Annotated in this window: 10 protein-coding genes; all 10 read right to left on the reverse strand. The window is 67.9% G+C overall.

Translation table 11 applies throughout. The annotated features are described in order from the left end of the window. Window positions 1–33: 33 nt before the first annotated feature. Window positions 34–1,113 (reverse strand): ABC transporter ATP-binding protein, encoded by a 1,080-nt coding sequence (locus ACH499_RS15530; RefSeq protein WP_399016158.1) that lies wholly within the window; start codon window positions 1,111–1,113, stop codon window positions 34–36. Beyond that, complete coding sequence (locus ACH499_RS15535; RefSeq protein ID WP_399016160.1) at window positions 1,106–2,089, reverse strand: ABC transporter ATP-binding protein; 984 nt, start codon at window positions 2,087–2,089, stop codon at window positions 1,106–1,108. The genes ACH499_RS15530 and ACH499_RS15535 overlap by 8 nt, the downstream gene beginning before the upstream one ends. Window positions 2,090–2,098: 9 nt before the next feature. Beyond that, window positions 2,099–3,082, reverse strand: a complete 984-nt coding sequence (locus ACH499_RS15540) for an ABC transporter permease (protein ID WP_399016162.1) — start codon at window positions 3,080–3,082, stop codon at window positions 2,099–2,101. After that, complete coding sequence (locus ACH499_RS15545) at window positions 3,075–3,998, reverse strand: ABC transporter permease (RefSeq protein WP_356199702.1); 924 nt, start codon at window positions 3,996–3,998, stop codon at window positions 3,075–3,077. The genes ACH499_RS15540 and ACH499_RS15545 overlap by 8 nt, the downstream gene beginning before the upstream one ends. 9 nt (window positions 3,999–4,007) lie before the next feature. Next, on the reverse strand, window positions 4,008–5,639 hold the full coding sequence (locus ACH499_RS15550) for an ABC transporter substrate-binding protein (RefSeq protein ID WP_399016164.1): 1,632 nt from the start codon (window positions 5,637–5,639) through the stop codon (window positions 4,008–4,010). A gap of 228 nt (window positions 5,640–5,867) precedes the next feature. Beyond that, the gene (locus ACH499_RS15555) at window positions 5,868–7,004 is read right to left on the reverse strand and encodes a dipeptide ABC transporter ATP-binding protein (protein ID WP_356199705.1); all 1,137 of its coding nucleotides are present in this window, start codon (window positions 7,002–7,004) and stop codon (window positions 5,868–5,870) included. A 27-nt stretch (window positions 7,005–7,031) separates the two neighbouring features. Next, window positions 7,032–8,093, reverse strand: coding sequence for an ABC transporter ATP-binding protein (locus ACH499_RS15560; RefSeq protein WP_356199707.1), 1,062 nt, complete (start codon window positions 8,091–8,093; stop codon window positions 7,032–7,034). 10 nt (window positions 8,094–8,103) lie between these two features. Continuing rightward, on the reverse strand, window positions 8,104–9,081 hold the full coding sequence (locus tag ACH499_RS15565; RefSeq protein WP_356199708.1) for an ABC transporter permease: 978 nt from the start codon (window positions 9,079–9,081) through the stop codon (window positions 8,104–8,106). Window positions 9,082–9,194: 113 nt separating this feature from the next. Further along, entirely contained in the window at window positions 9,195–10,997 is a 1,803-nt protein-coding gene (locus ACH499_RS15570) for an ABC transporter substrate-binding protein (RefSeq protein ID WP_399016168.1), read from the reverse strand. 111 nt (window positions 10,998–11,108) lie between these two features. After that, window positions 11,109–12,140, reverse strand: a complete 1,032-nt coding sequence (locus tag ACH499_RS15575) for an ABC transporter permease (protein WP_356199710.1) — start codon at window positions 12,138–12,140, stop codon at window positions 11,109–11,111. Window positions 12,141–13,100: the final 960 nt, after the last annotated feature.

Consider the following 13,100-nt stretch of genomic DNA (forward strand, 5'->3'; position numbering starts at 1 on the left):
GCGGGTGCCGTGAGCGGGCCGGGGAGCGCCATGTCACCCCGGCCCGCTGCCGTCACCGGCGCCCTCCGCCTCCGGCGGCACCACCTGCTTCTCCTCCGCGAAGTGGCACGCCGAGTCGTGCGCGGCGGGGCCGGGGACGTCCCGGAACCGGGCGGGCACCGCCAGCGCCGGCACTTCCAGCGCGCACCGCTCCCGGGCCTTCCAGCAGCGGGTGCGGAAGCGGCAGCCGGAGGGGATGCCGGTCGGGGAGGGCACGTCACCGGCCAGGATGATCCGCTCCCGGTGCTCCCGCGCCTCCGGGTCGGGCACGGGGACGGCGGACAGCAGCGCCTGTGTGTAGGGGTGCGTGGGGTGGTCGTAGATCTCGGCGTCGCGGCCGGTCTCCACGATGCGGCCGAGGTACATCACGCCGATCCGGTCCGAGATGTGCCGGACGATCGACAGGTCGTGGGCGATGAAGACGTAGGACAGGTCGAACTCGTCCTGGAGCCGGCCCAGCAGGTTGATCACCTGCGCCTGCACCGACACGTCGAGGGCCGAGACCGGCTCGTCCGCGACGATGATCTCCGGGCGCAGGGCGAGTCCGCGGGCGATGCCGATGCGCTGGCGCTGGCCGCCGGAGAACTGGTGGGGATAGCGGTTGATGTACTCCGGGTCGAGGCCGACGACGTCGAGCAGGTGCCGGACCCTCGCCCGCCGGTCCCCCTTGGGCGCCGCCTCGGGGTGGATGTCGTACGCCTCCCCGATGATGTCGCCCACGGTCATCCGGGGGTTGAGGGAGGTGTACGGGTCCTGGAAGACCATCTGGATGTTGCGGCGCACGGCCTTGAGCGCCTTGCCGGACAGGCGGGTGATGTCCTCGCCCTTGTAGCGGATCTCCCCCGCCGTCGGCTTCTCCAGGTTGACCAGCATCCTGGCGACCGTGGACTTGCCGCAGCCGGACTCGCCGACGAGGCCGAGGGTCTCGCCGCGGCCGAGGTCGAAGTCCACGCCGTCGACCGCCTTGACGGCGCCGACCTGCTTCCTGAAGAGGATGCCGGAGGTCAGGGGGTAGTGCTTGACGAGGCCGCGGACCTGGAGGATCGGTTCGGCGGCTCCGGTCGCCTCAGCCATGCAGGCACTCCCTCCAGAAGTGGCAGGCGCTGCGCCGACCGGCGTCCGGCTCCGTCACCTCGTACAGGGGCGGTACGTCGGTGCGGCACACGTCCTGGGCCATCGGGCAGCGGGGGTGGAAGGCGCAGCCGGGCGGGATGCGGGTGAGGCTGGGCGGCAGGCCCTTGATGGCGTAGAGCTCCTGGCCCTTCTGGTCCAGGCGCGGGATCGACTCCAGCAGGCCGCGCGTGTACGGGTGCGCGGGCGCCTTGTAGATGTCGTGGACCGGCGCCGTCTCCACGATCCGGCCCGCGTACATCACGGCGATCCGGTCGGCGACGTCGGCGACCACGCCGAGGTCGTGGGTGATCAGGACGAGCCCCATCCGGTACTCGCGCCGGAGTTCCGCGAGCAGGTCCATGACCTGGGCCTGGACGGTGACGTCGAGGGCGGTGGTGGGCTCGTCGGCGATGATCAGCTTGGGTTCGAGGGCCATCGCCATGGCGATCATGACGCGCTGGCGCATTCCGCCGGAGAACTGGTGCGGGTACTGCCTCACCCGCTCCCCGGCGGCCGGGATGCGCACCCGGTCCATCAGCTCGACGGCCTTGGCGCGGGCGTCCTTGCGGGACATGCCGCGGTGCACGGTGAACATCTCGCCGAGCTGGTCGCCGACGGTGAGGACGGGGTTGAGGGAGGACAGCGCGTCCTGGAAGATCATCGCCATTTCGGCGCCGCGGACCTTCCGGCGTTCCTCCTCCTTCAGTTTCAGCAGGTCACGGCCCTCGAAGAGGACCTCGCCCGCGGTGATCCGCCCGGGCGGCACGTCGAGGATGCCCATGACGGTCTGGGCGGTGACGGACTTCCCGGAGCCGGACTCGCCGAGCACCGCCAGGGTCTCGCCCGCGTCGACGCCGTAGCTGACGCCGTTGACGGCCCTGGCGACGCCGTCGCGGGTGCGGAACTCCACGTGCAGGTCGCGTACGTCGAGCAGCATGGCGGCGGCTCACCTCAGCTTCGGGTCGAGGGCGTCGCGCACCGCGTCGCCGAGCATGATGAACGCGAGGACGGTGATCGCCAGGGCTCCGGAGGGCCAGAGCAGCGCGTGCGGGGCGTTGCGGACGTAGGGGGCGGCGGAGGAGATGTCGATGCCCCACGAGACGCTGGGCGGCTTCAGGCCGACGCCGAGGAAGGACAGGGTCGCCTCCAGGGAGATGTAGGTGCCGAGCGCGATGGTGGCCACGACGATGACGGGAGCCACCGCGTTGGGCGCGATGTGCCGCAGCAGCAGCCGGGAGTGGGAGGCGCCGAGCGCCCGTGCGGCCTGGACGTAGTCGTTCTGCTTGGCGGTGATGACGGAGCCGCGGGCGATGCGGGAGATCTGCGGCCAGCCGAGCAGCACGATGAAGCCGATGACCGGCCAGACGGTGTTGCTGGTGATCACGGAGAGCAGGACCAGGCCGCCGAGGACGACGGGGATCGCGAAGAAGACGTCGGTGATCCGGGACAGGACCGAGTCCGGGACGCCGCCGAAGAACCCGGCAAGTCCGCCGAGGACGCTGCCGAGGACGGCGACGCCGAGGGTGGCGAGGATGCCCACCGCCACCGACGTACGGGCGCCGTAGACGGTGCGGGTGTAGACGTCGCAGCCCTGGCCGTTGAAGCCGAAGGGATGGCCGGGCTGGGAGCCCTCCTGGGCCTTGGCCAGGTCGCACTTGAGGGGGTTGCCCGAGGTGATGAGGGAGGGCCACAGGGAGATGACGATCAGGAAGAGGATCACCAGGCCCGAGACGATGAAGACCGGGTTGCGGCGCAGGTCGTGCCAGGCGTCGGACCAGAGGCTGCGGGGCTTGTCCTGGGGCCCGGCGCCGTCGGGGCTCTCCGGGGGCTTCTCCAGCGTGACGGCCTCGCTCGCGCCGAGGTCCATCGTCCCGCCCATCCCGGTGGCGGCGATGGCGCGCTCGGGCTCGTAGGGCTCCTGCTCAGGCATAGCGGATCCTCGGGTCGAGTACGGCGTACAGGAGGTCGACGACGAGGTTGGCGACCAGGAAGACCAGGACCAGGACGGTGACGAAGCCGACGACGGTCTGTGTGTTCTGGCGCAGGATGCCCTGGTAGAGCTGGTAGCCGACACCGTGGATGTTGAAGATCCGCTCGGTGACGATGGCCCCGCCCATCAGGGCGCCGATGTCGGTGCCGATGAAGGTGACGACCGGGATGAGGGAGTTGCGCAGCAGGTGCCGGGTGACGACCCGGTGGCGGGGCAGGCCCTTGGCGACGGCCGTGCGGACGTAGTCGGAGCGCTTGTTCTCGGCGATGGACGTCCGGGTCAGCCGGGTCACGTAGGCGAGGGAGACCGAGGCGAGGACCAGGCCGGGCACGATCAGCTCGTCGAAGGGGGCCTCGGAGGAGACGGCGGGGTCGATCCAGCCCCACTTGACGCCGAGCAGGAGCTGGAGCAGCAGGCCTGTGACGAAGGTGGGCACGGAGACGACGACGAGGGTGAGCAGCAGCACGCCGGTGTCGACGGGGCGTCCGCGGCGCAGGCCGGTGACGACGCCGAGCACGATGCCGACGACGATCTCGAAGAGGATGGCGACGATGGTCAGCCGGATGGTCACCGGGAACGCCGTGCCCATCAGCTCGGTGACCGGCTGGCCGTTGAAGGCGGTGCCGAAGTCTCCGGTGAACAGGTTGCCCATGTAGGTGAGGTATTGCTGCCACACCGGCTTGTCGAGGCCGAACTCCGCTCTGAGCCGGGCCGCGGTCGCCGGGTCGCACTCCCGGTCGCCGCACAGGCCCGCGATGGGGTCGCCCATCACGTTGACCATCAGGAAGATCAGCAGCGTGGCCCCGATGAAGACCGGAATCATCTGGAGCAGCCGCCGGACGACGTAGCGTCCCATGGCGCCCCCTCAGCTCACTTTGATCTCGTTGTAGACCGGGACGCTGAACGGGTTGAGTTCGACGTTGGACAGCCGCTGCGAGTAGCCGGCGCTGCCGTTCTGGTACCAGAGCGGGATGGCGGCCATGTTGTCCCGGACGACCTCCTCGGCCTGCTGGAAGGTCTTCACGGCCTCCGCGGTGTCGGTCTGGCCGTTCGCCTTGTCGACCAGGCTGTCGAACTCCTTGTTGGACCACTTGCCGTCGTTGGAGGAGGCGTTGGTGTAGTAGAGCGGCTGGAGGAAGTTCTGGATGAGCGGGTAGTCCATCTGCCAGCCGGCGCGGAAGGGGCCGCTCATCTTCCGGCCGGTGATCTGGTTGCGGAAGTCGGCGAAGGTGCCGACCGGGTTGCCGACGCAGGCGCGGTCGTTGTCCAGGGCGTTGTTGATGGAGTTGCAGACCGCGTCGACCCACTGCTTGTGGGAGCCGGTGTCGGCGTTGTAGGTGATCTTGACCTGGCCGCCGGGCAGCCCGCCGCCCTCCTTGACGAGCTTCTTGGCCTCGTCCGGGTCGAAGTCGCAGGCGTCGCCGCACAGTCCGGCCTTGTAGCCGCCGTCCGCGCCGAGGACGGGTGAGGTCCAGTCGGTGGCCGGGGTGCGGGTCTGCTGGAAGAGCGTGTCGGTGATCTGCTTGCGGTCGATGGCCATGGACAGGCCCTTGCGGACCTTCTCGGAGCCGGGTTTGTTCCAGTTCCGGTCGTAGAACGGGAAGGCGAGGGTCTGGATGATGCCGGCCGGGGTGTTGATGTACCGGTCGCCGAGGTCCTGCTCGACGTTCTTGAGCTGCGCGGCGGGCACGTCGTCGACGAGGTCGAGGTTGCCCGCCATCAGGTCGGTGTAGGCGGTGTTGTTGTCGGTGTAGACCTTGAGGTCGACACCGCCGTTGTCGGCCTTGTCGGGGCCGGGGTACTTGTCCCAGGTGCGCAGGGACATCTGGGAGCCGCGGGTGTAGTTGTCGACCAGGTAGGGGCCGTTGCCGACCGGTTTCTTCAGCCAGGCGTCGTGGTCGTCGAAGAACGCCCGGGGCAGCGGGGCGAAGGCGGGGTAGCCGAGGGTGTCGGGGAAGGTCGAGAACTTCTGGCTGAGCTTGACGGTGAAGGTGCGGGGCCCGGTCACCTTCAGTCCGGACAGCGTGTCGGCGCTCTGCTCTCCGCCGTCCTCGGGGTGCACCTTGTCGTAGCCGTCGATGTACGCGAAGAAGTACGCGTTGCGCTGGTTGTTCCTCAGACTGGCGCCGTAGTTCCAGGCGTCCACGAAGGACTGGGCGGTCACCTTCTCGCCGTTGCTGAAGGTCCAGCCGTCCTTGACGGTGATGGTGAAGTTCTGCGAGTCGGAGCTCTCGATCTTCTCGGCGAGCATGTCCTTCGCCTCGCCGGTCTTCGGGTCGTACTTCTTCAGGCTCCGGAAGATCATGTCGAGGACCTTGCCGCCCTGCACCTCGTTGGTGTTGGCGGGCTCCAGCGGGTTCTGCGGGTCGCCCCAGGAGGAGCTGAGGACGGCACCGCCGCTGCCTCCGCCGGAGCCGCCCGCGCTGCCGCAGGAGGTCGCCGCGAGGGCCGCCACCGCCGCGCATGCGGCCCATGTGACGTGCGTGGCTGCGCGCATGGAGTGCCTCCCGGTGCCTGGCTCGTCCGCTGTCCGTTCCCGGCCAGCATCGAGGGGAGCTCCCTTTGGCGCACACCGGTCCGGTCCGTACGGGTTCGGCGGTTGCTCCGGACGGGCGGTGGCCGCCGACGGTGCCGGGAAACGCGGGAGGACCGGGGGCGGGAGCGATGTGCTCCCGCCCCCGGTCCTCGGGTGCGCGGGGTCCGGGCCGCCGGGGCGGCCGCCGGGTCAGCTCTTCGAGACGCCCGTGTCGCCGTCCTCCAGCGCCGCCAGGGCCGGGTCGAGGACGATGTCCTCGGCGCGGGCCTCGGTGCTGGGCTCCTCCGGGAAGTGGCAGGCGGTCAGGTGACCGGCCTTGCTGCCCTCGATCCGGACGAGCGGCGGCTCCTCGGTCGCGCACTTGTCCTGCGCCTTCCAGCACCGCGTGCGGAACCGGCAGCCGGAGGGCGGGGAGATCGGCGAGGGCACGTCCCCCTGGAGGCGGATGCGCTCCTTCTTCTCCGCGTCGATGTCCGCGTCCGGCACGGCCGACAGCAGCGCGTGCGTGTACGGGTGGCGGGGCCGGTTGTAGAGGGAGTCGCGGTCCGCGATCTCCACGATCTTGCCCAGGTACATCACCGCGATGCGCTGCGAGAAGTGCCGGACGATGGCCAGGTCGTGGGCGATGAAGACGAACGCGATGCCCATCTCCCGCTGCACTTCCTGAAGCAGGTTGACCACCTGCGCCTGGATCGACACGTCGAGGGCCGAGACCGGCTCGTCGGCGATGATCAGCTTCGGCTCGAGCGCGACGGCACGCGCCACACCGATGCGCTGGCGCTGGCCGCCGGAGAACTCGTGCGGGAAGCGGTTGTAGTGCTCCGGGTTGAGACCGACGATCTCCAGCAGCTCCCGGACGCGCTTCTCCCGGCCGCCGGGCGGGTTGATCCCGTTGATCTCCATCGGGCCCGAGATGATCGTGCCCACGGTCTGCCGCGGGTTCAGCGAAGCGTACGGGTCCTGGAAGATCATCTGGATCTCGGACCGGATCGGCGCGAGCTGCGACCGGTTGGCGTGGCTGATGTCCCGCCCGTTGTACTCGATGGTGCCCTCGGTGGGCTCGTACAGGCGGGTGATCAGCCGGCCGGTCGTCGACTTGCCGCAGCCGGACTCGCCGACGAGGCCGAGGCTCTCCCCCGCGAAGACCTCGAAGTCGACGCCGTCGACGGCCTTGACCGCGCCGACGGTGCGCCGGATCGGGAAGCCGCCCTTGATCGGGAAGTGCTTCTTCAGGCCCTTGACCCGCATGAGGGGTTCGCGTTCACCGTCCCGCTGCTGCGGAACGGAGTCGGCGACCGCCGTGTTCGTCTTGCTGTTGTCGCTCATGGTGATGCCCCAGTCGCCGGTTTCCGCTCAGCCCAGCCGGGGCTGAATCGTCTCGATGAACACCTGCTGCCGCTGGTCCGCCGTCAGGTGACAGGCGGCCGCGCGTCCCCGGGCGAGCGTCGGACGCTCGCTCGAGCACAGCCCGCCGGAGACCTTGTCGGTGAAGGCGCACCGCGGGTGGAACGCGCAGCCCGTGGGCGGGTTGAGCAGCGAGGGCGGCGATCCGGGGATCGGCACCAGCGGCTCGTCGACGTCCGAGGAGAGCCTCGGCATCGATCCCAGCAGGCCCCAGGCGTACGGGTGCTGAGGCGACTTGAGCACCTCGCGCACCGTGCCGCGCTCGACGGCCCGGCCGGCGTACATCACCAGGATGTCGTCGGCCATGTTGGCGACCACGCCCAGGTCGTGGGTGATCATGATGATCGCGGAGCCGAACTCCTGCTGCAGGTCCTTGAGCAGGTCGAGGATCTGCGCCTGCACCGTCACGTCGAGGGCCGTGGTCGGCTCGTCGGCGATCAGCAGGTCCGGGTCGCAGGCGAGCGCCATGGCGATCATGGCGCGCTGGCGCATACCGCCGGAGAACTGGTGCGGGTAGTCGTCGACCCGCTTCTGCGGGTGCGGGATGCCGACCTTTTCCAGCAGGTCGATGGCGCGCACCCGGGCGTCCTTCTTGGACGCGCCGGTGTGCTTCATGAACGGCTCGCCGATCTGGCGGCCGATCGTGTAGTACGGCGACAGCGCGGTGAGCGCGTCCTGGAAGATCATCGCCATCTTCTTGCCGCGAAGCTTTTCCATCTGCTTCTCGCTGGCGTCGATCAGTTCCTGGCCGTCCAGCTTGATCGACCCGTCGATGGCGGTCTTCTTGCGGTTGTGCAGGCCGAGCACGGCCAGGTTGGTCACCGACTTGCCGGAGCCGGACTCGCCGACGATGCCGAGCGTGCTGCCGCGCTCCAGGTCGAAGGAGAGCCCGTCCACCGCCTTGACGATGCCGCCCTCGGTGGAGAAGTGGACCTTGAGGTCGCGCACCGAGAGAAAGGAGTCCCCCGCGGCGGCGGCCGCGGCCTCTTCGGGCTTGGTCTGAGTGGTCACGGTGGTTCTCCTAGGACAGGCGCACGCGCGGGTCGATGACGGCGTACAGGGCGTCCACGATCAGGTTGAAGAGGATGATGAGCGCGGCGCTGACGAGCATGACGCCCATCAGCATCGGCAGGTCCTTGTTGGTGACGGACTCCAGCGCGAGCCGGCCGAGACCGGCGAGGCCGAACGTCATCTCCGTCACCATGCCGCCCGACAGCAGCGAGGACAGGTCGATGCCGAGGATGGTGACGATGGGGATGAGGGAGCCGCGCCAGGCGTAGCGGAAGAAGGTGTAGTTGCCCGACATGCCCTTGGCGCGGGCCGCCTTCACATGCTCTTCCTGGAGCTGCTCGATCATCGAGGAGCGGCTCATACGGGTGTAGTTGGCGGTGAAGATGGTCGCCATCACGAGCCAGGGGATCAGCAGACCCATGAACCAGCCGCCGAGATCCTCGGAGAACGGCACGTACTTGGGCTTGTTCAGCCAGCCGGTGCTGTAGACGAAGGCGAGCAGGACCAGCGGGCCGAGGAAGTAGATCTGCAGCGAGCTGATGACCAGCGAGCCGGAGCTGAAGGTCTTGTCCAGCCAGGTGCCGCGGTACTTGGCGGCCAGCATGCCGGCGCCGAGACCGACGACGAGGAAGACCAGCAGGCTGCCGACGGTGAGGGAGAGGGTCAGCGGGAAGCGGTCGACGATCGTGTCCCAGACGTTCTGGTTGTTCGCGAACGAGACGCCGAAGCACGGGGCGTCGCAGTGGCCGACGGCGAAGTCCCGTCCGGCGAAGATGCCGACGATGAAGTTCCAGTACTGGACGGTGACCGGCTGGTCGAGGCCGAGGTTCTTGTGGATGATCTCCAGCGCGTCCGGCGTGCAGTTCTTGCCACAGGCCAGCATGGCCGGGTCCTGCGGGATCGCGAAGAACATGAAGAACGTGAACGCACTGATCAACAGCAGAATCAGCGCCGCGCCGAACGTCCGGCGAATGAGGAATTGAAGCATGGCAGGCAGCTGCTCTCAGGACGGCGGCAATCGGTGGGAAGGTCTGGGAGGGTCCGGGCCCCGGTGGTGGGCGCTCCGCCGCGCGCCCACCACCGGTTTCCCGACAGGGCGGATTACTTCTTGAGGAAGATCCGGGTGACGTCCACGTAGCTCGAGTCCGAGCTGTAGCGGATGCCGCCGATGTTCGAACCGAAGATCTGGAAGACCTTGGTGTAGTAGATCGGCGCGGCCGGGTTGACGTTCTCGGTGATGTACTTGTTCAGCTCACCCCACGCCTTGGTGGCCTCGGCGGTGTCGGTGATCTTCTGGATGCGCGCGATCTCGGAGTTGACGTGGTCGTCGTTGATGTGCGAGTAGTTCGACGCGCCGTCCTGGATCTGGTTGCCGTCGTACAGCGGCGGGAAGACCGTGGACGCCGACGGCCAGTCCTGGCCCCAACCGGTCATGTACAGGTCGTAGCCGTTCTTGACCTTGCCGATCTGCTCGTACCAGGTGGCGGAGTCGATCTCCTTCTTCTGGATGTCGAGACCGATCTTGCCCAGCGCGTCGGCGATCAGCACGGCCTGCTTCTGGCGGACCGGGGTGTTGCCGTAGGCGTAGACGAGCGTCTTGCCCTCGAAGCCGCCTTCCTTGATCAGCTTCTTGGCCGCCTCGATGTCACCGTTCGGCTTCTTCAGGCGGTTGAACGGGTCGTACTTCTCGTCGTAGCCCGGAGTGGTGGGCGACATCAGCGAGTTGGCGACCTCACCGCCGTAGGCACCACCGTCGGCCTTGTAGACCGCGTCGGCGGGCAGGGCCATGGAGATGGCGTCACGGAGCTTCTTGTCCTTGACGCGGTCCATGTTGAAGTTGAGCTGCCACACGTAGGGCGCGTAGCCCTGGATCGTGCGGTTGGTCATCGCGTTCTTGTCGCTGACGACCTTCTGGAGCTGGGTGGTGGCGACCTGGCCCGTGAACATCATCGCGTTCTTGGCCTCGCCCTGGTCGGCGAGGAGGGTCTTGGTCTGGTCTTCGTCATCGTGGTTCATCTCGATGTTGAAGCCGTCCACGTACTGGTGGCGCACCGAGTCGGACTTGGGGTCCCACTGGGTGTTCTTGACCAGCGTCATGGACTTGCCCGGCTTGAAGTCCGAGATCTTGTACGGACCCGTGGCGACCGGGTCGGTGTCGTACTTCTCCTTGGTGTCCGTCTCCACCGGGACGACGCTGTAACCGGGCATGGTCAGCATCTGCGGGAGGTCGGGCTGCGCCTCCTTGAAGTGGAAGACGACGGTCTTGTCGTCCGGCGTCTCCAGAACGCTGTCGGGCAGGTGCTTGCCCTTGTCCGGACCCTCGTACGCCTTGCGGTACGTGGTGCCGGCGCCGGACAGCCACTGCTGCAGGTACGTCGGACCGTCGGTGATGTACGAGGTGTACAGGCGCTCGATCGTGTGGCGGATGTCCGCCGAGTTGATCGGGTTGCCGTTCTCGTCCTTCAGGTTGTCCTTGAGGGTGTACGTCCAGGTCTTGCCGCCGTCCGACGCCTTGCCGGCGTCGGTGGCGAGGTCGCCCACGACGGTCAGGTTGCCCTTGTCGTCCTCGTTGTACTGGGTCAGACCGCGGAAGATGAGGCGGCTGAGCAGCTTGCCGTCCGAGACGTAGATCTGGCCCGGGTCCAGGTGCGAGAAGTCCGCCTCCTGGTACACGGTGGCGACGCCGCCGGGCTTGGCGCCCGGGACCTCGGCGGCGGGGCCGGTCGACGCCTGGGCATCGCCGATCTGCACCGGCTTGGACTGCGCGGCGGCGTCCTGCTTGCTCTTGCTGTTGTCCTTCGCCGGGCTGTCGCTGTCGCCGCCGCCGCAGGCGGTGAGGGTCAGGGCGCCCGCTGCCACCGCGACGAGCGCGGCGGTGGCGGTGCGGTTACGGAAGATGCTCATGGAGTCGAATCCACCTGCCTGTGAGTAGTGAGCACTGCTGAAACGTGGCCGGATACGGGCTGTGTGGCACCGGGCCCGACCGGGGGCAGAGCAAGGAGTCCCCGTGGGGGCTCAGCGGCCCGTCTTGGGATCGAAGGCGTCCCGTACCGAGTCGCCGAGGAGGTTGAAGGCCACGATGAAGATCACCATGGCGATGCCGGGGAAGAGCATGTAGTAGGGGTCCTGCTCCACGATGTCCGCGCCGATGGCGAACATCCGCCCCCAGTCCGGCGTGGGTTCGACGTACCCCACACCCACGAAGGAGAGGAAGGCGATGCTCAGGATGGTGCTCGGCAGCGTCAGGGTCGCCTGCACGAGCGTCGGCGTCACGATGTTGGGCAGCAGTTCCTTGCGGATGATCCGCCAGGAGGAGGCACCCGAGATGCGCGCCGCCTCGACGAACTCCCGGTCCCGCAGCGACAGCGTGGCGGCCCGGACGATGCGCGCCATGCTCATCCAGCCCAGGAAGGACAGCACGATGATGATGGCGCTGGTGCGCACGTAGGTGGGCGTCTCCCGGTCGGGCGCGACGAAGACCGTGGTGATCACGGGCATCGCGGCGACGAAGAAGAGCTGGCTGGGCAGGGCCATGAAGAAGTCGGTCATCCGGCCGAGCCAGTAGTCGATCTTCCCGCCGAAGTAGCCGCCGGCGAGGCCGATCAGCACACCCAGGATCGTCATGATGAGCGTCGCGGCCACGGCCGTGGCGATCGAGGTCCGCATCCCGTACAGCAGCTGGGTGAAGACATCGCGTCCGAGGCCGGGTTCGATGCCGAACCAGAACTCGCCGTCGATGCCGCCGGCCGGCTTCGCCGGCATGGTGAACATGTCCAGGAGTTCGGGGTTTTCCTGGCCGTAGAGCGTATACGGGTTCTTGCCGTACACCTTCGAGATCAGCGGCGCCGCTGCCGCGACCACGAAGAAGAACAGGACGACGACGGCAGAAATCACACCGGCCCGGTCGCGCTTGAAGCGACCCCACATCAACTGCCCGGGGGTACGCCCCTCGGACTTCTTCGACTCCTTGGCGTCACTCTGCGGTGCGCTCTCCTTGTCCAAGACGGAAGAGGCTTCTGCACCCTCAATCTCGATTGGACTCGTCATGATTCGTCCATTTCACAGGTGTTGGAGGCCGTCGGCTGTGCCACGAGTGGTCCGACGGCCTTCGCACGGCGTATGTCATTCGAAGCGCGCGCGGGGAACAACGACTGGGCGGACCCGCCCTCGGGGGAACCCCGGCCCACGGCCTGGACCGGCCGGCCGGGGAGCCGTCAAGGGAGTTCGCACCGCCGGACCGCCGTCGCGGCGACGGCAACGGGACTGAACCCACCCGCGGGACCTACACCTGCCACCGGGGACGACGCGACCCATATGGCACTTGTGGCACCTCGCATGGGTTCCTCCTCATGAATCCGCTGGTTCACCGCAAAGAGGAGCACACGACAGCTCCCGGTCACGTCACCGCGGCCTGAGATCCATCACATGCCCCCGCGCTCGCGAGTCTGCGCCGTCAGCGCGTGACCCGTTCATACGAGCTCTACGCGCCTAACTATCTGCCATCCGCCAGGGACCGAACCACACTATCGAGGTCTCGGTTCGATCACAGATAGGGTCTAGATCTTCCAAAATCCGGACAAAGGGTTTGGTGAGAGATCACTGCGAAACGGACTTGTTACACATCTATCGGTAGCCGGTGCCCGAATAGCGGACGCCGGCGCGAGAAAAAACGATTGCGAGTAACGTGCCCGCCGTGCAGGGTGCCCGCAGGCATGCCCTGCCCTCATGTCCCGGCCGGGGCAAGGGCGTTGACCATCGGTCACGCACACCCCCCGCGCCATCGTCCGGCCGGCGCACGGCTTTGCGGCAGGGTAGTGCGATCCGGCCCTCCCCAGGGAACTCCACCCGGAAATCGAGGGTTTTCCCTACGCCGTGAAGCACCTTGCCTTCCAAGGCAACCCTTGAGGGTAATCCCTACTTTCAAAAGGGCCCGACCGCGAAAGCGCCGCAAAACAAAGAACGGCGCCGGGCACCCCCTCGGGGTGCCCGGCGCCGTCCGTCGCGGGG

Source organism: Streptomyces sp. NPDC018947 (assembly GCF_044390505.1).
Taxonomy (GTDB): Bacteria; Actinomycetota; Actinomycetes; order Streptomycetales; family Streptomycetaceae; genus Streptomyces.

Bases quoted from the DNA above. Each gene is read 5' to 3' on its own strand.
- ACH499_RS15530 (WP_399016158.1), bottom strand. From the start codon at position 1,113: ATGGCTGAGGCGACCGGAGCCGCCGAACCGATCCTCCAGGTCCGCGGC.
- ACH499_RS15535 (WP_399016160.1), bottom strand. From the start codon at position 2,089: ATGCTGCTCGACGTACGCGACCTGCACGTGGAGTTCCGCACCCGCGAC.
- ACH499_RS15540 (WP_399016162.1), bottom strand. From the start codon at position 3,082: ATGCCTGAGCAGGAGCCCTACGAGCCCGAGCGCGCCATCGCCGCCACC.
- ACH499_RS15545 (WP_356199702.1), bottom strand. From the start codon at position 3,998: ATGGGACGCTACGTCGTCCGGCGGCTGCTCCAGATGATTCCGGTCTTC.
- ACH499_RS15550 (WP_399016164.1), bottom strand. From the start codon at position 5,639: ATGCGCGCAGCCACGCACGTCACATGGGCCGCATGCGCGGCGGTGGCG.
- ACH499_RS15555 (WP_356199705.1), bottom strand. From the start codon at position 7,004: ATGAGCGACAACAGCAAGACGAACACGGCGGTCGCCGACTCCGTTCCG.
- ACH499_RS15565 (WP_356199708.1), bottom strand. From the start codon at position 9,081: ATGCTTCAATTCCTCATTCGCCGGACGTTCGGCGCGGCGCTGATTCTG.
- ACH499_RS15570 (WP_399016168.1), bottom strand. From the start codon at position 10,997: ATGAGCATCTTCCGTAACCGCACCGCCACCGCCGCGCTCGTCGCGGTG.
- ACH499_RS15575 (WP_356199710.1), bottom strand. From the start codon at position 12,140: ATGACGAGTCCAATCGAGATTGAGGGTGCAGAAGCCTCTTCCGTCTTG.